The sequence below is a fragment of the Verrucomicrobia bacterium S94 genome (assembly GCA_004299845.1).
In the GTDB taxonomy this organism is placed as follows: domain Bacteria; phylum Verrucomicrobiota; class Kiritimatiellia; order Kiritimatiellales; family Pontiellaceae; genus Pontiella.
The window spans coordinates 920,508-939,054 of sequence record CP036201.1 but is presented as its reverse complement, the minus strand read 5'-3'; the positions used below and the strand labels follow the sequence as shown (position 1 = coordinate 939,054).

Genomic DNA, 18,547 nt, shown 5'->3' with positions numbered 1-18,547 from the left:
CCGTTTCAAGGCCTTCATCAGCTGGAAGATCTTCTCTGCCGAAACCGCCCCCGGCGCATCACACCCTTTGTTTTCCAGATGATAAGTATACCCTTTCATCAGCGCAATTCCACCCTGTAACCAGAACAAAGTTTCCGCTCACAGAACAAAATTCTGATCCGGTTTCAACGGCATAAATGCTCTCCCATTGAACAGACACGTATTTGATAGAGGGCAAAACAGTATAGACAAAGAAAAACCCTGCTATCACTGAAGATAACAGGGTTTTAAAGTGGCTCCGGCGGCTGGGCTCGAACAAGCAACCAAGTGATTAACAGTCACCTTTAATATTCATTTTTAGCTTTTTTATTGATGTTTTTTAATTTTTATATGGCATTTGTTCGTCATTTAGCCATATTGCCCATAGTTAAGTCATCTACAGACAAACCCAAACGACTAGGGATAAAGAAATGGCTAAAATCAAAGGAACCCTTGAGCGACAAAAGACCTCTAAATGGTGGTATGGCCGCTACAAGAAAGACGGGAAACGGAGAGCCGTAAACCTTCAGGTAGAGATCCGAGGAACCCCCCGCAGGATGGAGAGGAATACGGAAGCGTCCAGTTTGAAAAATCGAAGTCGGAGGCCGAGGCCGCCCTACGCAACCACCTGGAGAACATTAATTCAGACCGCTCCAAAGAAGAACTTGCCCAAGCCGTCTATAAGGCCAGCACCGGACAGAGGGCAAAGGCTCCCTCTCTGGCTGACCTCCCCGCCTCTGGAAGGAAATTCCGCGTAGCAAACCGCTCTCAAAAAACTATGAAAACAAATGTCTTGGCTGGATCAAAGGCTTTGTTGAATGGGCGGAGGCTCATTACCCTGATGAAATGCGCCTCGATCATCTGAATGAAGAACGCGCACTTGAATTTATGAAGTCGCAGGAGGAGCGCGGCATTTCCTCCAGAACATGGAATGCGATTCTTGTCACCATGAAAACAGCCTGCAAGCGCGGAGGGTGCTTTGCATTCAACGCTATTCGACAAAAACCAACCGACACAATACACCGCATCCCTTTCACCCCCGAAGAGCTAAAAGCCGTCCTGAAAGCCGCCAAGGCTGACAAACTGGTCTACCCGCTCGTTGTCACAGCCACATGCACCGCCATGCGCAAAGGCGACTGCTGCCGCCTCAAATGGGCCGACGTTGACCTGAAAAGCGGATTTATTTCCGTCAAGACATCCAAGACCGGACGCACCGTGGACATCCCTCTGGCCGATCTATTGCGCACCGAAATAGAAAAGCAAATCGGCAACGGATCGCAGTTTGTGTTTCCCAATCTGGCTGAACGCTACGCGCCCGATGAAACATACCTCACCAAGCGGTTTAAGAAGATCCTCGCCGCCGCCGGCTTTCACGACGGCAAACCACCACCGGCCACCATTGCGCCGTATGATGCCGATGAACTGGCCGAAAAAGCGGAGAAATATTTCCACAGCATTCCAACCGATCAAAAGCGAAACAAGGCCAAAGCTGTTTTCGGCCACTATGTCGCCGGAAACAAACTTTGCATTTCGGCTGAATATGCGGGTGTTTCCAAAGGGACGGCATCGCTATATCTAAACGAGATCGAGAGCGCAACGGGCATAGCCTTTATACGTGGGAAGCAACGCGACGGCTCTACCCTCCCTCCCAGTCGTGGCGACGTTCGGCAGGATAGAAAAACGGGAATCCGGCGGGCATCGGTGCGGGACTTCCATGCATTGCGCACAACGTGGATTACGCTCGCCCTCATGCAGGGCATGCCCTTGGAGTTGGTGCAAACCGTAACCGGCCACGCGACTGCCGAAATTATCATGGAACACTATTTCAAGCCACAGCGCGAGCAGTTGCGGGATGCCATGCAGAAAGCTTTGCCCGAAATGCTATCCGCTTCTAAAGCAGCGATGAGCCCGAATGATAAAGCTATTCAGATTTTGCGCCAGCAGAACGCGAGCAACTGGGAGAAACTGCGAGACGACGCTATTGAAGTTTTAGGGGGAAGAAATGAAGATCAGTGAAACATATAGAGAATTCGCGGACTGGAATAAAAACCTTACAGTAACGGAATCCTGTTGCTCTCCATACCTACAGCAATGGGTGCTAGATTATGTTATCCCTGAACATCAGCATGAATTTACGGTCGGCATGTTAAAGTTAATTGGTGACGAGAAACAGAAATCACGCTTGCAGATTGGCAAGAAAGTGTTAACTGAAATTCAAAGCATTGCTGGCATTCTCGATTCCGCATCCGAATACAGCCGCAAGCTGCTGGGTGAAGAAGTTATGACCGAAATGCTTGAACGCGGATTTCTGGAAGAAGAGTTCCCGTTTGACAAGCTTATGCACCATGAATTCATTGATGATTTTCTCAAGGTTACTGCGCATGCCGCCAGAAACTTTTCGAGTGAGAATATCCCGACGTTTAATAAAAATACGGAGCGCGCCCGAGCCCAAAATTTTGCATGGGAATTCATTCTTTTATGTCACGGCAACACTGTAAAGGAACCGAGCAAAACTAAGGACGGGGCATTTGAGAAACTGCTAATTGAGATTGCTGAAAATGCGCTGGGTTTTGATGGAATTGATTTTCACCGCTTATGGTGCGAGACCGTAGATATGTATAGAAAAGCTTCTGAAATTTAATAGGTACAATCTCGGTAAAACAAATGACTTAGGGTGCTTTGTATGAGCTCCCTCTTTTTGTGCTCTGATGTTTCCCGAACTCAGCGGATGACCCGCTAAGCAGGAAAGGAAATATTATGGAAGCAATAGCAATACCTGAAAACATTGCGACGGCGGCGACCGCGTTACTTGCGCCGTACCGTCCTGAACTCACCCCCAATAAACTCAAAGAAGTTCTGTCAAAAGAGCCGGAGCAGAGCGTGCGCGACAATCTGGTGAGCCGCAAGGATGCGTGTAGTGCTTTGCACGTTTCTCTACCGACGCTTGACCGCATGCTTTCTGAAGGAGAGTTGGCGCGGGTAAAAGTGCGGGGACGTGTCTTCGTACGCGAATCATCCATCCGCGCAATTATTGAAGGCGAGGCCGCTCATGCTTAATGAAGCAAAACAGGCCAAGGCCATCGAGCGAGGTGTCGAGCGTGCGGTATTTCGGGCACTCGGCGGAACCAAATTCGGGAACAACCTGGCGCAGACTCTCGGCACCAATCTAAGAAACGGCATGGAGGCCGGAATGATGCGGGCTATGCGACTTGATCCGGAACCGTTCTGCAAGGTGATTGGCGAAACGCTGGCGCAGATGGAGGACGATGTCGCTAAACTGACGCATAGCATCGGACTGGCCTTCACGGAATCAGCCGACCGCATGAGCACGCATTTTGAGCACACGCTTGATGACATCCCCGGTGCGCTATCAATTACCCCAAAAGAAGAAAGTGAAACCGCAGGGCTTTCGCTGGATCTGGCCGGGCACGACAACGAGGAGTAGTTATGTCCGGAAAAAAAGAAGCCCCCGAAAGCTTGGCGGCAGAGGGGGCGCAGGGTGTTACAGACGGTGATCAGGACAGTACGGCGGAAAATGCCGGCGGTCAAGAGAGCAAAAAGCATGGTGGGTATTTTCCTGTCGGGAAACTGGATTTCAAAAAGATCAATGAGACCTATCCCAACCACTCGCCGCGACTCTGTCAGATCTGGTGCGTCCTTTTAAAGACAGCCAACGATAAACGCTCCCATAAATTCAAAATGACCAGCCAGCAATTGGCATCAAAATGCGCGTGCAGTAAGCGCACAATTGATTACCGGTTAAAAGAATTGAGAGCATTGGATCTGATCGAAACAAAATCCGGATGGAATGCCGAAACCGGCAAACGAGAAGTTAAAGAATTCAAGATTTCCCCTGATGTATCCGTGTGCAACACATTGCACACAGCGCAACCTATTGCGCATGGAAATCCATGTGCAACGGATGGCGGGGGTTCCGTTGCACAACTTAATAACCTGTCTTCTTCTCAGAAGAAGACACAGGGTATTAAAAAAGAAACTCCCGCTTCGGATGAATCGGCGGGGGCTTTGGAAGCCCCGCCTTCATCCGGCGGCGTTTCTTTCTGGGAAGGGGTGCAGTAGAATGCGCGTGCGTGACAAAAAGTATCTGGAATCAGTCTTCAAGCTGGAGGCCTTTTGCGGCTGGGATGCCGACGATCTAAATTTTTCCGATGAGCTGTTTAACGAGGACTACGGCAATATGCCGCCGGCATATGCGGTACCGATTGATTTTTCAAAGCCTGTTGACCGGAAGGCATTCGAGGAGGTAGGCGCATGGATGCTGCGCCGTCTTGACGATGACGCCCCCCGTGGCTATTGATGACCGGAGCGAGCGGAACAGGCAAAACCAGGTGCGCGGTTATGGCGGGCATACTTCATGGAGTCACTTTTGATGACCTGCCCGAATATAGATTCATTCGAGCCGTGGATTTTGCCAAAGAGGTCAAGCAGTCCGGGGTTTACGGAAACGCTTTTAACTTCACCGGATTCTATGAGGATGGCGAGTTCTTCCATGACTGCGGCCTAATCATCGACGACATCGATAAGATGAAAGTAGATGCGGACATCGTCACCGAGCTTTTCAGCCTGATTGATCACGCCGCGCAAAATGACAGGCCGTTGATATTCACAACGCAGGTCGTCGGAAGCGAATTGGTAAAGATCCTCACAGGCAACGGCAAGAATCAGCAGCGGAATGACCGGGTGGAATCGATCATTAACCGCATCCGGGACAAGGCCGAGATCATCATGTTCGATAAGCAGGCGCAACTGCTCTAACCCACATTCCTGTGTGAATCCTTGTGCTTTCCGGCCTCTGTCGGCAGGCAAACCGCAAGATATTGTGCAGATCGGGCATATTTTCGCTTTTACAATACCATATGTAGTGCTAAAAGATCACGGAAAGGTAAAACAACCACAAGATGTAGTGGTCAGGTAAATCTCATGCTGAAAAAACCGAAAAAGAAGAAATTCGTAAGCGTGGCCGAATTCGCAATACGTCTCTGCGTGGATGATTCCACCGTCCGCCGCTGGATTAGGAAAGGCGAAATCAAGGCCACTCGCATTGGTAACGCGGGCAATTGGATAATTCCCCGTAGCGAACTGGATCGGATCTTAAAGACGGTTGATGAAGCAATTTCAAAAGAATACGATGAACGCTCCTCTGAAAAAATTGAATGGTAGGCACCGGGCTTTTTGCGCCCTGATTGTTCAGGGCATAACCCGGCGCGATTCCGCTATCGAGGCAGGTTACAGCATTAAGTCGGCTTCTGCTATGGCCGACAACCTCATGGCTGACCCGCTTATCAAAAAAGAGATCAAGCGACTTGGCAAAGAAGCCGCCGAGCGCGCCGAAATCAAAACCGACCAGATCTTGGCCGAGTATGCGGCTATCGGGTTTCTCGACCCCATAGAGCTGATTAACGAAGACGGTTCCATGCGTCCACTTGCCGACATCCCCGAACACGCCCGCCGTGCCATTGGTGCATTCAAGGTTACTGAAAAGGTGGATGGTTCCATCGTCACCGAGGTTCGGTTCGTTGACAAAAAAGGCAGCCTCGATTCGCTGGCGAAAATCAAATCCTTGTTTACCCCGGACAAAAACGATTCCGGTAAAGGCCTTGCCGAAAGAGTGAAGTTGGCGAGGGAACGTGTGAAGGCTATGCGAAAGGCTGAAGAGACCGCCCTTCCCGCACCGGCAATTGATATTGAAGATATCTCCAAGGCTGAAGAGGTTGAAGAGGTTGAAGAGGTTGAAGAGATCGTCGCCGAACCCAAGCCGGAAGAACAACCGGAACCTGCAACAAGCCTTAACGACCGCATCAAGTCAGGCCGCGAGCGCGTAAAACAGGAGCAGGCGCAGCAGAAACAATCCTCTTCAGCAATCAAAAACAACGTAGTGAGCGACTACCAGCCGCTCGGATAACCACCCCCAACAGGAGTACAGACGATGAAAAACCCCAATGCAATAAAACGAGCGATTGAATATACAGCCCCAGGAAAGTACGTGCATGGTGTTCAGGAATTTTGTTTCGACAATCTACCACAGGCGGATTCCGTAATTAAGGAATACAATACCAAAGCCCGGGAACTGATCGAACTCGCAACAAAGCTGCAGCATCAAATTGATACCGAAGAAAATAATGCCGACTACTTTAGCGAGTGCGAAACCCTTTGCAGGGGCCTGCTCTGGCTACGCGATGGCCGCAGGCTTGTTTTTGGTGACGTGGCCAAAATCCGGGGCGAGCGGATCGAGGAACTCAACAGCATTATCGAAACTAAGAAAGCCCCGATCATTGAGCGGTATGAAAGTGCCGGCGTTCACCCCTCCCTTTTTGAGCAGGCTTTCCAGCTGGACGACGAGATCCGCGAACTCATCAAAGAGCGCAATGCGCATGTGGCCTTTTCCCCTGTGATGAATGACCGGCAGGACAAGGCCTTCGATGCTGCACACGAATGGCTCAAGTCGAACGCACTTATTTAACAAACCCATAACCAGAAAAACCCATAGGAGTAAATGATATGAGTGAAACAACTATTCCGAGAGTAGTACATAGTGTTCTGGGCGGTCGCCTGGTTAAGTTCAATTCCGAGCACGCGATCACGGAGGAAATTACAGCAGCAATCGAAAGCTATAACGAACTTGCCGATAAAACCCGCGAGTTGGCTAAAAATATTCAGTCCTTTTTGGATGGTTCCAGCGGCCTTATTAAAAGCGGTGAACTGGATTTGGCCGCTATCACCAAGCACCGGGAAAACGGCATTCAGCTTTGTCTGTTCATCGGCAAATCAATGTGCGCTGCCGACGATGTGTATAAAATGATCAATGCCGCGTCGCATGAATACGAAACATCGATCTCGCAACAAATCATCAAGCGTAAGGATGAGATCCGGTATTATCTCAACAAAGAGAATGAAAACGGTAACGGGGTTCGGATTTCCGAAAACAGCATTGCGGAATCCATCAAAAATGATGAACGCATCCGCACCTTACAGCGAGAACTTGAAACGTTCAAAAAACAACCCAAACAGGTCGATAGTGCCCGCCATAAGCTCCGCATTATGGCGGCAGAAATCTTGAGTCGCGCAATCGCGGCATAACTGATCAGGGCACGGCGGCGTGGGGTTTGGTTTTTTTTGAGGCTTTCCCATTCCTGCGCCGCCAAACTCGCCCTTGTTTCACCGTAGCAGCCAACAGGAGCAAACGATAATGAGAGTACCAGTTTCACAACCAGCCGAAAGCTTACGTCCGTTGAGCACAACCGCAGCAACAGCCGACGATTTCGGCGGGCAGGTCGGACGTGCCGTGCAAGGCATGGGACGGGCTGTAGAGAAAACCGGCCACGATGTTGCCGACATGGCAACAGAGCTGAAACGCCGGCGCGTGGTGCGCGAAGGTGTGGACGGCTTTACCAAGGCATCGATATCGAGTGAGCAATGGGCTAATTCCGACATATTCAGTTTGCGCGGATCTGATACCGATTTCATCGGCTCCGATGATGGCTGGAATACGAAAATAAAAAACAACCTCGATAAGTTCTTCGAGCAGTCTACCAAGCACCTTTCACCCGAGGGCAAACAACGGGCAGCCACATTCTATGCAGCAGAGCGCATGCGCCTTGAAACCCGCATACTTTCCCATTACGAACGACAGCAGCACGTCGCCGAACTCGAAACCTCTGAATTGGCGGTTGATGCGGCGGTGAAATCGGCATCGGAAAATATCCGCTCACGGATCAGGCGCGGTACCGACGGCGCGATTACATTTGATTTTGTCGGAGATGAATTCAGCAATGTCGTGAGTGCTCGCAAGGTCTTTAATTCCGTACGCGGCCTGTCCGGAAAAACAAAGCTCCCAGGCGGCAAGGAGGTCGATGCTCTCCCGCTGGACGCACGCGGTGCCGTGCATGACGACGTTATTGGCACGCTGATCACTTCCGGCCAATTCGACGAAGCGCAGGCCTATCTCGGGCAGGTCGTAAAGGATGATTACGACGATAAGAAAAAGACCGAAACCAAAAGCGTTATTAAAAGCGGGCGTGAGCAGTTTATCCGCAACGCCAAAAAGATGCAGCAGGAACAGCAGTTTCAGTACGCAGTCTCAATTCTGAAACACGCGACTGAACCCGGCGCGGTATGGACACCGGAAACCGCGAGCAAATTTGGTATGAGCTTGCAGGAATCCGTCGAATTCAATGCAGCAGCATCAAAGGGGGACCAAGCGACATCCCGAAGCGAGGATTACTACGATTTTCTTGCTGAAGCCAATGACTACGACCCCAAAATGGATCCGGACGGAACACAGTTGCGTGCGCTCGTTAAACAGTCACTTACGTTCGGGGCGGATCGTGACTTTGCTCTGAAAGAATTGTCGGAGGTTGTAAGCGGCATTCAGTCCAAGAACAAGATTTCCACCCTCGCATTCCGCGAGGCACGGCGCGAACTGATCGGCATTGTAAAGGAGGCCAACAAAGATCCGGGATGGGGTAAAAAATCCCCGCTCGACGGCAAACTTTCTTTTGAGGATATGACCGAGGCCGGAAAAGTGCGGGGCGAAGGCGAGGTTTTCCGACTCTATACCAGCCTCGAAAACTACCTGCGCCGGATGTCAGAGGATGCCAACCTTACGGAACCGCAGATGTTCGAGGCCATGCACGATCATCCAGCATTCAAGCAGTTGCGGGACACGACCAATCTCAAGGGCTATGCCGAGGATTTCTACACCCTGCTCGGAACCGGCCAGCGCGTGGGCGAACTCGCGCCAGTTCAGGCATTCGACACATCGGAATATGAGGCCGGTCTCGGCGGATGGGATGCACCGGCATACGGAAAGGCCATGCAGGCCATTAACAGCACGAAGGGCGGAAACTAATGTCTTTTACACGCGCCGAACTAGACTCCACACTCGAACGCATCGATACCTTTGACGAAGAGACGCAAGAACAACTGCGCAAGCTCGATAAGATGGTGCCGCACTCACGGCTTGACACCGGAAAAATGCACCAGGCCGTAAAAAGCCGTTCGATCAATACCCCCGACAAAAAACGTGCGTTTGCGCTTATGTACATGCGCGATTATTTCGGAATGTCAGACCAGGACTTGCCCTCCATTTCCCGTTCCGTTTTCGGAAAAGAAATGAGCGACGACGATGCCTTTGAATGGACAACGCGAATGCTTGAAGCACGTCATGGAGAAAGTGAATTGAAAAAATTCCGTTCTTCCAGTGATGAAGAGAAAAGAAATCCGCTAGAACAGCGTATGCAGCGCACACGCACCATTGCACGTCTATTCGGCCCCACCTCATACGGGGATTGGAGCATATCCGATCAAGATGTGGCCGATCATGAGCGGGAACTTGAAAACAACGATTTTGCAACACAAGCCAGGCGACTTGAATCGGTTCTTTCTCCTGACCAAGAGCGAGTCGGACGGTTCCTTGCGGTTACGGCATCCCCTATGGACGGTCTGCGTTCCGTTCACGCGATGCCTGAACAAGACCGGGGGAATGTACTGGCCTATGTTGCCCTTTTAAATCCTGCACGCGATGTCGGCTTCTGGGGACAGATTGCTCCCCGCCTGCGCGATGCCGGAAAGCGGTCTGTCTTTGCGATCCGCCGGACGGCCGAAAACTTTGCCGACAAGCAAACCGTTCTGCATCCGGCGGGCGTGTTCCATGCCGTCAACGGCAAATATCCAGGCGGCATGCTGCCCGACGGATCCCCGCTGTTTGATGGAAACGGCGGGTTTGCATCCGGTAAGGCGCGCGAAGCCGTTCGTTCAGCAATCTTGGAAAAGCTTACAGCGCAATACATGCGCCCGCAGATGTCCTATAACATGATACGAAATCTTAACCAGCCTCCACCAGGCGAACAGCTGGACGGCTACATGGATCAGGTGCCGCAGGCCTACGCCAAGGGGCGCGACGGCTGGGAGCTGCGCGGCATTGAGCGCGCAATTTTCCACGGCGCGGAACTGGATCGCTTTAAAAAGACCGCTGGCGAACCCGTGTTGCAGGCGATGGAAATGCTTGTCGATATGGGCGCGGCATTGGCCTCTTCGGCAGCAACGCAGAGTGTGGCGGGCGGTATCGCCTACAGCTATGCGCGTATTCAGTCCACCTTGCAGGATCAACTCGAATACGATTACGGCGTAGATCACGATGAGGCTTTCTTGTTTGCCTCGATTGCGAGCGCACCCTATGCGGCGGTCGAGTATGCCCAGATCAAGGGGCTACAGGGTGCAGCAAAACCCGCGCAAAAGCGGTTCATGCTGTACGCACAACGTAACTGGAAAGGCCTGCTCGGCGAAACCATGAAGCAGCGCGGACTCACGACCCTGCACGAGATCGGCGAGGAAAGCGCCCAGAGCCTAATTGAACAGACCATGAAGGCGGCGGCCAAGGAATTCGCGGACGCCGAGGGCGTGGAATATACGGAATTGCTCGGCGACTGGTTCGACGAAACCGTGCAGGCCGCGAAGGTTATGCCGTTTGTTATGGCTCCCTCTATCGGTGCGGACGTAACCGCCATTGAGATTGCAAAACGCGGCATGAGTGCAGGCGACCCCGCCCTTTTGCATGAGATCGGCATCCGGCTCGACCGTGCGAAGGCAGAAGCCAAGGCACAGCCCGAGACCGATGCCCAGCTTTCCGCCGACATCGCGGCCTTGGAAAATGCGTACCTGAAAGAAGAACAGCTTATCAGCGACGCAGCGCGCCAGAATGCGGGGCAACACGGCGACGTTACAGCCGATGCCCGGGAAGTTGACCTCTCCAACATACAGGCCATGCAGGAACGCGCCAGGGGCGCTGCGGCTATGGTGATTGTGGAACGGCAGGACGATCTACCCGAGACCGTGCGCAATGAACTTGAGGCTGTGCATGGTGAAAGCGCGCGTGCGACAGGATGGTACAGCGACGGCAAAATCTACCTTGTCCGCGAGAATCTGGATTCCGAAGAGTCCGCGGCCATAGGCTGGGGGCACGAACAAGGCCACGCCGCCGTCGATGCGCTCGGAGCCATGCAGGAGCTATTACTCGCCGGTGTGACGCAGTTATCAGGAGGCATTGAACGAATACGCGCAATATCCGGAGCTTCGGAAACCATGAGCGATGCCGATGTCGTCCACGAATACATTGCCGACCTCGCGGCAAAGCAGATCGACCCCGCGAAAGGTAAACTTTCCGGAAATCAGAAAAAGGTGTGGCGTGCCGCCGTGGAATGGGCGCAGGACTGGCTCGGGATCACGACCGAGAGCATGATCGGTGACCGCGAGACCGCCAAAATTGTGCGCGGCCTCATGGAGCGCGTGTTCAACGGACCCAGTGCTGTTGTAAAAGCCACGACAGGAAAAACCCGGTACAGTGCCGACCGCGAATATACAGAACGTGAGAGTGTGGTTTCCGTCGCCCTGCGCCGTCTGGCCGGTGATGACTTTGCCGACAGTATCACGGGCAAGGAATTGGCACTCGACCGCGCACAGGACAATGTGGCGGGATTTCTAAACCGTCATTTTCCCGCCGCAAATATTCCGGAGACCGTGCGCCGCGCCAACGAGGTTGTGCGCATGGTCGAAGCCCGTGCCGATCTGCTTGAAATGTCACAGGCCGAAATCAACCAGGCCGTCCGGCAGGCCGAGTTCGATGTGCGCCGCGCCGTCAGAAACGCGAAGATTGACGCCCGGAAGGAGACCGCACCGGCAAAGCGCGACAACGAACTGCAGGACGCATTGCTACACAACAAAGGCCAGCAGGTTCGCAGCCTGCAGGCCGAGCTACGGCAACGCCAGCAGGAGGTCAAGCGGTTGCTTGCATCCAAGCAGACCCTTACCGACAAGCTCAAAGGCCAGCGGATCGACATCGCCAAGAAAATGGCGTTGCTCGATGAGTACATCCGGATCAAAACCCCCGCCGGTGCGTCGGAGATCATGAAGGACGCGGCGGCAAAGGCGCGAAAGAAGTCCCTTCGCCTCATCAAGGCCGCATCGGACAAGACCCGTGCCAAATGGTTCGATGAGACCGTCGCCGACATTGACCGGATTTTCACCGAGGCCGAACGGCGCGACGCCGTCGCCTACATGGACGACATTATCAAGAACCGCATGCCCAAAGTCGGGAAAAATAAGGTACTTCGCGGCGATCCGCTTTCCCCGGACCAACACGAGGCACTCGGCTTTGTGCGTGATGCATGGAAGGTTCGGGACGTTGCACAGAGTTCGGAAATCATATGGAACCTACAGGCCGAAATCGAGGAAATGAACCATGAGCTTGATACGCTCGAAAACGCGGCGAATGCCGACGAAAAGAAAGTGGTGCGCATGATCGAGAAGCGCGACCAGTTGGCGCGTAAGCTATGGGCATACGAAAACTTTTCCGACATCAACGGACGTTCGCGCAGTCTCGCCCATGTGGTACGCGCCTCGAAGGAGCTGACCGACCTTGTGCGCGACGGCAAGACCATTCACGAGATCGAGCAGCGCATGTTCCGGCAGGAGCGCGACCACGACCGCGCAAATGCCTTTGACGAGTTCGGCGGCCTCGAAGGCTACGGCACATCGGCCACGAGCCGCCGCAAGCGCAGTTACGACCAGAACACGCCGGAATGGATCAAGGCTCTGGATACGTTCGACACCTTCCACCAGTCTTTCGAGTTTTTGCTTGATAAATTCGACCAGTCGGGCGCGGGTATTCTTGGTGGAAAGACAGCACGTAAATTCGGACGGCTTGCCCATGACGCGAGTGTGCGAAAAGACCGGATCATTCGCCAGCAGACCGAAAAGGTGACGAATGCGGCCATGCGTATTTTCGGCGTGAAGACCAAAAAGGACGTGGCAAAGCTCTTTGCCGAAAACAGCCGCGAACACGAAAAGACCGGCATTTTCCACTTTGGCGAAGAAATGATCCTTTCCAAAAATCAGGCCTATAAACTCTGGCAGCTATTCCAGGACGAGACCCTTGAAGAAGCTCTTGAGAAAAACGGCTACACGCTGGAAATGGAAAAGAAGCTCGAAAAGTTTATTGGCACCAAGGTGCTGGCTTGGGCGCGGTGGCAGTTGGAGGAGTTCTATCCGGAGTTCTATCACGTCATAAATCCCACCTATCGAAAGCTCTGGTTTGTGAACATGCCCTTTACGGAAAACTACAGCCCGGTCTACCGGCATCTTTCCGGCAGTGATGTGCAGGACATGAATCCGCAGCAGCGTGCGGCGCAGGGACGCCGGGCCGTCACAAACATGAGTGTAAAAGCGCGTGTTGCCAATCTGCGTGACTTCGAGCTTATGGACGGCGATGCCGTGCTGATGATGCACATCGAGAATATGAGCCACTTCGTAGCCTGGGCGGAACCCATGCGGCTTATGAACGGTGTGTTCCGAGATCCGGAAGTTGCGGAGGTGATCCGCGAGCACCACGGCGTAAAGGCGTTGCAGGCGCTCAATACGCAGCTGAACCATTTCGCCGCCGGTGGAGTAGACGCAATGGTGACCATGCGTGCGCTCGACCGATTCCGCGCCCGGTTCACCAAGGCCGTTATCGGATTGAAAGCCCCGATCTTCTTCAAGCAGCTATCGAGTATCCCCGCATACGCGATGGACATGCCTGCCGGTGCATGGGCGAAGGGCGAGGCCGAGTTCTGGAAGAACCCGAAAGAGGCCATTGTAACGCTAATGCAGTCGGATTTCATGAAAGACCGTTACCAGAAAGGACACGAGCGCGATGTCGTTCTCGCTCTGCATTCGAGTGTTCCCAAGGCATTGGCCGGCGCAAAGTCGTTCACGGACAAACTCATGATCATGACGCAGCTCGGCGATGCGGGCGCGATCCTGATCGGCGGCTATCCCGTCTACCTGCACCACTACAACCTCGCCAAGAAAGCGGGAAAATCCGATGCAGCGGCCAAACGCGAAGCCCTCGCGCAATTTGAAATGACAACCAGGCGCACGCAGCAATCGGGCGATGTAATGGATTTAGGACATTTCCAGCGCGGCGGATCGATCCAGAAGCTTTTGACGATGTTCTCTACCTCTCCGATCAGCTACTACCGCAGCGTGTCGGCAGGTGTGCGCGAACTGGCCAGAACCAGGGGCAAGAGCAAGGAGGCGTGGAAACGCGTCTTTATCGGGCACTTCCTGTTGCCGATGCTGTTCCAGTTTATCGCAAGCGGTTTCCGCTGGGATGAGGAAGACCAGTTGCGTGCGGCCTTGCTGGGATCGATGAACCGGCTCTTTCTGGCCGGCGACATCGCCGATGCTGTTATTGCGGCCATAATCAGTCATGACATACGTTCGGCCTCTGGATTGACTGCAACACCGTTCGGGGACATCGGGCAAGATGTAGTCTATGCTGTAGGCCGTCTATCCCGCGAGCTGGACGACGGCGAATTCGATCTCGCGGATCTGCTCTATGTGGCCGACAAAACCGCAGCCGTCGCCGGCAAGGCAACGGGCATCCCATACGAGGGCGGGCGCAATACGGTTAATGGTGTCATGGATGCGGTCATGGGCGATACCGAATATCCCCTGCGCCGATCCGTTGGCTATACGCCGTACGTGCTGGATGAATAAGAAAGCCGTCCAGACTTGAGGAGGCGACACAATGCGCACATTAAGATTTCAACCAGCCAACAGAAATATGAACAATATAAACCAGATCATTGCTCGCGCCCTCCGAACCGAGCCGACGGACCGCCCCACGTCTGCCCCTCACTCAAATAGCGGTTCAGCTCCATACGCGAAAACTTCATCGGATTCTTGAATCCACGCTGCCGCCGAACATGCCCCTGCTTCACCAGCCGCGTCATTTCCCGATACTTAATGCCCAGGTACTCCGCTGCCTCAGATGTTGTTAGTATTAGTTTTTCTTTTTTCATCTGATCTTATTTCCTCATATCTCAGGAAACTCCACTTTTGATTCGCTGATAGTTATTCTAATTGGCTTATTGTGGAATGCCAGACTGCGCGCATGATCATCAAAAACGCAAGCTTCGCATTCGGATGATATAACACGACTGACAAAGTCGTTCCTGTACGGAATCATGTTATCTTTTTGGTGATAACTTTGCTTGCTCGGAAAAATCTCATACAAAGAAAGATGCCGTTGCGAGAGAATCAAGTTCAATAAGCTCCTTGACAACAACTTGCTCGTACCGCTCCTCGGCATGGTCGCCGCAACTTTCAACCAAAGCAACCGCACCGCACACCACAACCTCTTGAATAACTGCTGGCCATTCAGAATCGACGATGTCGAGTTCTTTGTAATATTCGTCGCTAATCTCGATCACAAACTTCTTGCTCATTTGTTTCTCCAATAAAAGAGCCGCCCAGAAATGCAGGGTAGTGCCGAGCCCGAAAGATTGGGCTCGCCCACAGATCTGGACGGCAAAAGTTCATTGGATTTCCTTCTATTGTTTCCCGGGCACTACTCCGGATCGGCCGTTCGGCTGATGGTGGGAAGGTACAGGAAAGACGGGGTGTGTCAATAGAAGTTCGTCATTTGTTCGTCAAATCATCAGAAAATATCGGAAGTTATCAGGAAACAAGGGCGGAGTCAGTAAATTCAAACAGACAAAGAAAAACCCTGCTATCACTGAAGATAACAGGGTTTTAAAGTGGCTCCGGCGGCTGGGCTCGAACCAGCAACCAAGTGATTAACAGTCACCTACTCTACCATTGAGCTACGCCGGATATCTCGTAAAAGAGGCGCATAAGGTACAGGAATCCTCCGCCTTGTCAACACCCCGAAATTAACTTTTTTATCCTGATTTTTTCCAGTGCCTGGAAACCAATAACTTGCAGATTTCATACGCGGTAAAAAAATGGAATTAATCAAATTTCCGACGCCCGGAAATTGCATTCGCCAGCGTCGCAGCATCGGAATATTCGATGGCACTTCCGGACGGCAGACCGAAGGCGATCCGCGAAACACGGACATCCCGTGTCGACAGCACTTCTCTGAGATAACTGGCGGTGGCATCACTCTCGACATCGGTGCCGAGTGCAATCAGCACTTCTGTGATTTTTTCATCGGCAATACGGGCAAGCAGCTGATCGACCCTCAGATCTGCCGCACCCGTTCCATGCATGGGCGAAAGCCGGCCCATAAGGGCGTGGTAGCGCCCCAGAAAACCGCCCGACTCTTCAATCTTCATGATATCGGCGGGCGACTCCACCACACAGAGTATGTGACCATCCTTACGGTGCCGCGTGCAGAGCTCACACGGATTGACGGCCGAAAGCGTTACATTTCCGCAACGCTCGCAGTTGGCAATAGCGTCATCAGCCTCCAGCAGCGCATTGGCCAGAATACGCATCAATCCTTTGCTGTCCTGCACCAGCGCCATGGCCATACGTTCGGCCGTGCGCCTTCCAATGCCGGGAAGGCGGCTGAGCGCCGCCACTAGATTATCGAGAGGAACCAAATGCTGCATTCGCAGAACACCCTGAAATCCGAAGATCGTACTTCGGTTTTCTGTTAAAAGCCCATGCCGGGAATATTCATTCCGCCGGTGAGCTTACTCATTTCCTTCGCCATAGTTTCCTGCGCGGAACTGATGCATCCGTCGACAGCGGCGAGCACAAGATCTTCAAGCATTTCCACGTCGTCCGGATCAACAGCATCCGGATTGATTTTGATGGAACGGACTTTCATATCGCAGGTGGCTGTCACGGTAACCATACCGCCGCCGGAAGTGAACTGGACTTCGGTTTTCGCCAGTTCATCCTGCTTTTTCTTCATATTTTTCTGCAGGTCCTGCGCCTGCTTCATCATTTTCATCATGTTCATAATTAAGTTCCCGTTTTACGGTTTGAGTTTTCTGTTCAAAATGTGTGCAGCGGTTTTCATGTCGGATTCGCTGTGCGTCACTCCCTTATATCGGTAATCTCCCCATTAAATGCATCAACAACCATTTTGACAACGGGGTTTGCATACCATTGCTGTTCTTTAGTGAGCATTACGGTATTTTCGGACCCCGAATTCGAAACAGAACGGTCTGCCGGCAACGGACGCGGATCGTCGGCCTTGAGCGGCTCGTAGGTAACGGAAAGCATTCGGCCCAGATATTTTTCCACCGAACGGGTCAGCGCCAACTTTGCCCGGCTATCCTCCAGCCGATCCCGATCTTTGGAAAATTCAGGATCATAGCCCACGACCAACTGCGTTTCCGAAGTCTGCAGCGGCGCGGTATTCAGCAGACAGCTTCTGGCGAGCGGATCAGCTTTGCCGACCTGGCGGATAATCTCATGCCACTTTTTAAGCAGCAGTTCAACCTCACCGGCAGGAGCTATCTTTTTTTTTTGTCCGGCTGTACCGAAGGAAACCGTGGTTTCTGAAGGAGATCCAGCTAGTGCTCCGCCGGATTTAAAGTTTTTTTTTAGTTCGGCCACCTGTTTAAGCAGCTCGTTAATCGTGGCGGTTTCGGCTGCCCGCGAGCAGCGGATCAGTCCGGTTTCCAGCAACGTTTTTCTGGAAAGCGCGTAGCGCATACGACCATCGGTTTCGATCAGCGCATCGATAATTTTCAAAACGCGCCCGGCTTCGGTTTCGGAGGCAACACGTTTATAGAATTCCAACTGCGCTTCAGGCAGTTCCAAGGCAGCAGCCCCGTTTTGCGCATAGATCACCACCAGCAGATTCCGGAAGTTTTCAAGCAGCTCCATCACCACCCGCTGCAGATCCTTGCCCGCCTGATCCATTTCAGAAACAATCTGAATAATGGCCGGCACATCGGACTTTAGAATGGCCACGGTCAGCTTTTCAAGCACATGCCGGGAAACCAGCCCGAAAACAGCCAGCACATCGTCTTCGCCGATATCCTTACCGCGAAAAGAGATAATCTGATCCAACGCCGATTCAGCATCGCGCAAACCGCCTTCAGCTCCGCGGGCAATGGCAAGCAGTGCATCCTCAGTAATGTTGATTCCCTCTTCCGCACAGCCTTTGCGCAGACGATCAACAATATCCTGCACCGAAATCCGGCGGAGATCGAACCGCTGACAGCGGGAGAGAATCGTGGGCAGCACTTTATGCACATCGGTCGTCGCGAATATAAACTTCACATGTTCCGGCGGCTCTTCCAGCGTTTTAAGCAGCGCGTTGAACGCCTGCGTGGAGAGCATATGCACTTCGTCAATAATGTAAATTTTGTAAGGTCCGCGCGCCGGAGCATAGCGGGCGTTGTCGCGCAGATCACGCACCTGATCAACCCCGTTATTCGACGCTCCGTCGATTTCAATAACGTCGAGGCTGTTGCCGGCCATAACTTCCCTGCAGGAATCGCATTGATCGCACGGATACGGAGTCGGACCTTTTTCGCAATTAAGCGCTTTGGCAAGAATCCGGGCTGAGGTGGTTTTTCCGGTTCCGCGCGAACCGACAAACATATAGGCATGTGCCACGCGGTCGGTCTCGATGGCATTGGTGAGCGTGCGGGTAACATGCCCCTGCCCCACAACATCAGCGAACTGCTGCGGGCGCCATTTTCGTGCTAGAACTTCATAGGCCATAATAAAAAGTTTCCTGCAGACAAGAGAACGAAAG

At 52.7% G+C, this 18,547-nt stretch carries 18 protein-coding genes and 1 tRNA gene; 13 read left to right on the top strand and 6 right to left on the bottom strand.

Annotated elements, in window-relative coordinates:
- Positions 1-864 precede the first annotated feature (864 nt).
- From EGM51_04085 to EGM51_04025, 13 genes are all read left to right on the top strand, one after another.
- Entirely contained in the window at positions 865-2,034 is a 1,170-nt protein-coding gene (locus tag EGM51_04085) for a hypothetical protein (GenBank protein QBG46614.1), read from the top strand.
- The gene (locus EGM51_04080; protein ID QBG46613.1) at positions 2,021-2,659 is read left to right on the top strand and encodes a hypothetical protein; all 639 of its coding nucleotides are present in this window, start codon (positions 2,021-2,023) and stop codon (positions 2,657-2,659) included. The genes EGM51_04085 and EGM51_04080 overlap by 14 nt, the downstream gene beginning before the upstream one ends.
- A 116-nt stretch (positions 2,660-2,775) precedes the next feature.
- Entirely contained in the window at positions 2,776-3,075 is a 300-nt protein-coding gene (locus EGM51_04075) for a DNA-binding protein (GenBank protein ID QBG46612.1), read from the top strand.
- The gene (locus EGM51_04070) at positions 3,068-3,463 is read left to right on the top strand and encodes a hypothetical protein (GenBank protein ID QBG46611.1); all 396 of its coding nucleotides are present in this window, start codon (positions 3,068-3,070) and stop codon (positions 3,461-3,463) included. The genes EGM51_04075 and EGM51_04070 overlap by 8 nt, the downstream gene beginning before the upstream one ends.
- A 2-nt stretch (positions 3,464-3,465) precedes the next feature.
- Positions 3,466-4,098 carry a hypothetical protein gene (locus EGM51_04065; GenBank protein ID QBG46610.1) on the top strand — a complete coding sequence of 211 codons (633 nt, stop codon included), beginning with the start codon at positions 3,466-3,468 and terminating at the stop codon, positions 4,096-4,098.
- A 1-nt stretch (position 4,099) separates the two neighbouring features.
- Positions 4,100-4,336 (top strand): hypothetical protein, encoded by a 237-nt coding sequence (locus EGM51_04060; protein QBG46609.1) that lies wholly within the window; start codon positions 4,100-4,102, stop codon positions 4,334-4,336.
- Between the two features lie 41 nt (positions 4,337-4,377).
- Entirely contained in the window at positions 4,378-4,794 is a 417-nt protein-coding gene (locus EGM51_04055; GenBank protein ID QBG46608.1) for a hypothetical protein, read from the top strand.
- Between the two features lie 165 nt (positions 4,795-4,959).
- The gene (locus EGM51_04050; protein QBG46607.1) at positions 4,960-5,199 is read left to right on the top strand and encodes a helix-turn-helix domain-containing protein; all 240 of its coding nucleotides are present in this window, start codon (positions 4,960-4,962) and stop codon (positions 5,197-5,199) included.
- Complete coding sequence (locus tag EGM51_04045; GenBank protein ID QBG46606.1) at positions 5,144-5,941, top strand: terminase small subunit; 798 nt, start codon at positions 5,144-5,146, stop codon at positions 5,939-5,941. Before EGM51_04050 ends, EGM51_04045 begins: the two co-directional genes overlap by 56 nt.
- Before the next feature lie 24 nt (positions 5,942-5,965).
- A complete protein-coding gene (locus EGM51_04040; protein ID QBG46605.1) occupies positions 5,966-6,499 on the top strand; it encodes a hypothetical protein in 534 nt (177 codons plus the stop codon).
- 38 nt (positions 6,500-6,537) lie between these two features.
- Positions 6,538-7,116: a hypothetical protein gene (locus EGM51_04035; protein ID QBG46604.1), complete on the top strand. Its 579-nt coding sequence runs from the start codon at positions 6,538-6,540 to the stop codon at positions 7,114-7,116.
- A 109-nt stretch (positions 7,117-7,225) separates the two neighbouring features.
- The gene (locus EGM51_04030) at positions 7,226-8,887 is read left to right on the top strand and encodes a hypothetical protein (protein ID QBG46603.1); all 1,662 of its coding nucleotides are present in this window, start codon (positions 7,226-7,228) and stop codon (positions 8,885-8,887) included.
- The gene (locus EGM51_04025) at positions 8,887-14,574 is read left to right on the top strand and encodes a hypothetical protein (GenBank protein QBG46602.1); all 5,688 of its coding nucleotides are present in this window, start codon (positions 8,887-8,889) and stop codon (positions 14,572-14,574) included. Before EGM51_04030 ends, EGM51_04025 begins: the two co-directional genes overlap by 1 nt.
- An 86-nt stretch (positions 14,575-14,660) precedes the next feature.
- Here the strand turns inward: EGM51_04025 and EGM51_04020 are convergent, their stop codons facing one another.
- From EGM51_04020 to dnaX, 6 genes are all read right to left on the bottom strand, one after another.
- Positions 14,661-14,879 carry a DNA-binding protein gene (locus tag EGM51_04020; GenBank protein ID QBG46601.1) on the bottom strand — a complete coding sequence of 73 codons (219 nt, stop codon included), beginning with the start codon at positions 14,877-14,879 and terminating at the stop codon, positions 14,661-14,663.
- Between the two features lie 207 nt (positions 14,880-15,086).
- On the bottom strand, positions 15,087-15,305 hold the full coding sequence (locus EGM51_04015) for a hypothetical protein (GenBank protein QBG46600.1): 219 nt from the start codon (positions 15,303-15,305) through the stop codon (positions 15,087-15,089).
- A gap of 313 nt (positions 15,306-15,618) precedes the next feature.
- Positions 15,619-15,693 (bottom strand) — tRNA-Asn (locus tag EGM51_04010).
- A 137-nt stretch (positions 15,694-15,830) separates the two neighbouring features.
- A complete protein-coding gene (gene recR, locus EGM51_04005) occupies positions 15,831-16,436 on the bottom strand; it encodes a recombination protein RecR (GenBank protein ID QBG46599.1) in 606 nt (201 codons plus the stop codon).
- A 44-nt stretch (positions 16,437-16,480) separates the two neighbouring features.
- Positions 16,481-16,795 carry a YbaB/EbfC family nucleoid-associated protein gene (locus EGM51_04000; GenBank protein ID QBG46598.1) on the bottom strand — a complete coding sequence of 105 codons (315 nt, stop codon included), beginning with the start codon at positions 16,793-16,795 and terminating at the stop codon, positions 16,481-16,483.
- Positions 16,796-16,869: 74 nt separating this feature from the next.
- Complete coding sequence (gene dnaX / locus EGM51_03995; GenBank protein ID QBG46597.1) at positions 16,870-18,513, bottom strand: DNA polymerase III subunit gamma/tau; 1,644 nt, start codon at positions 18,511-18,513, stop codon at positions 16,870-16,872.
- Between the last annotated feature and the right edge of the window lie 34 nt (positions 18,514-18,547).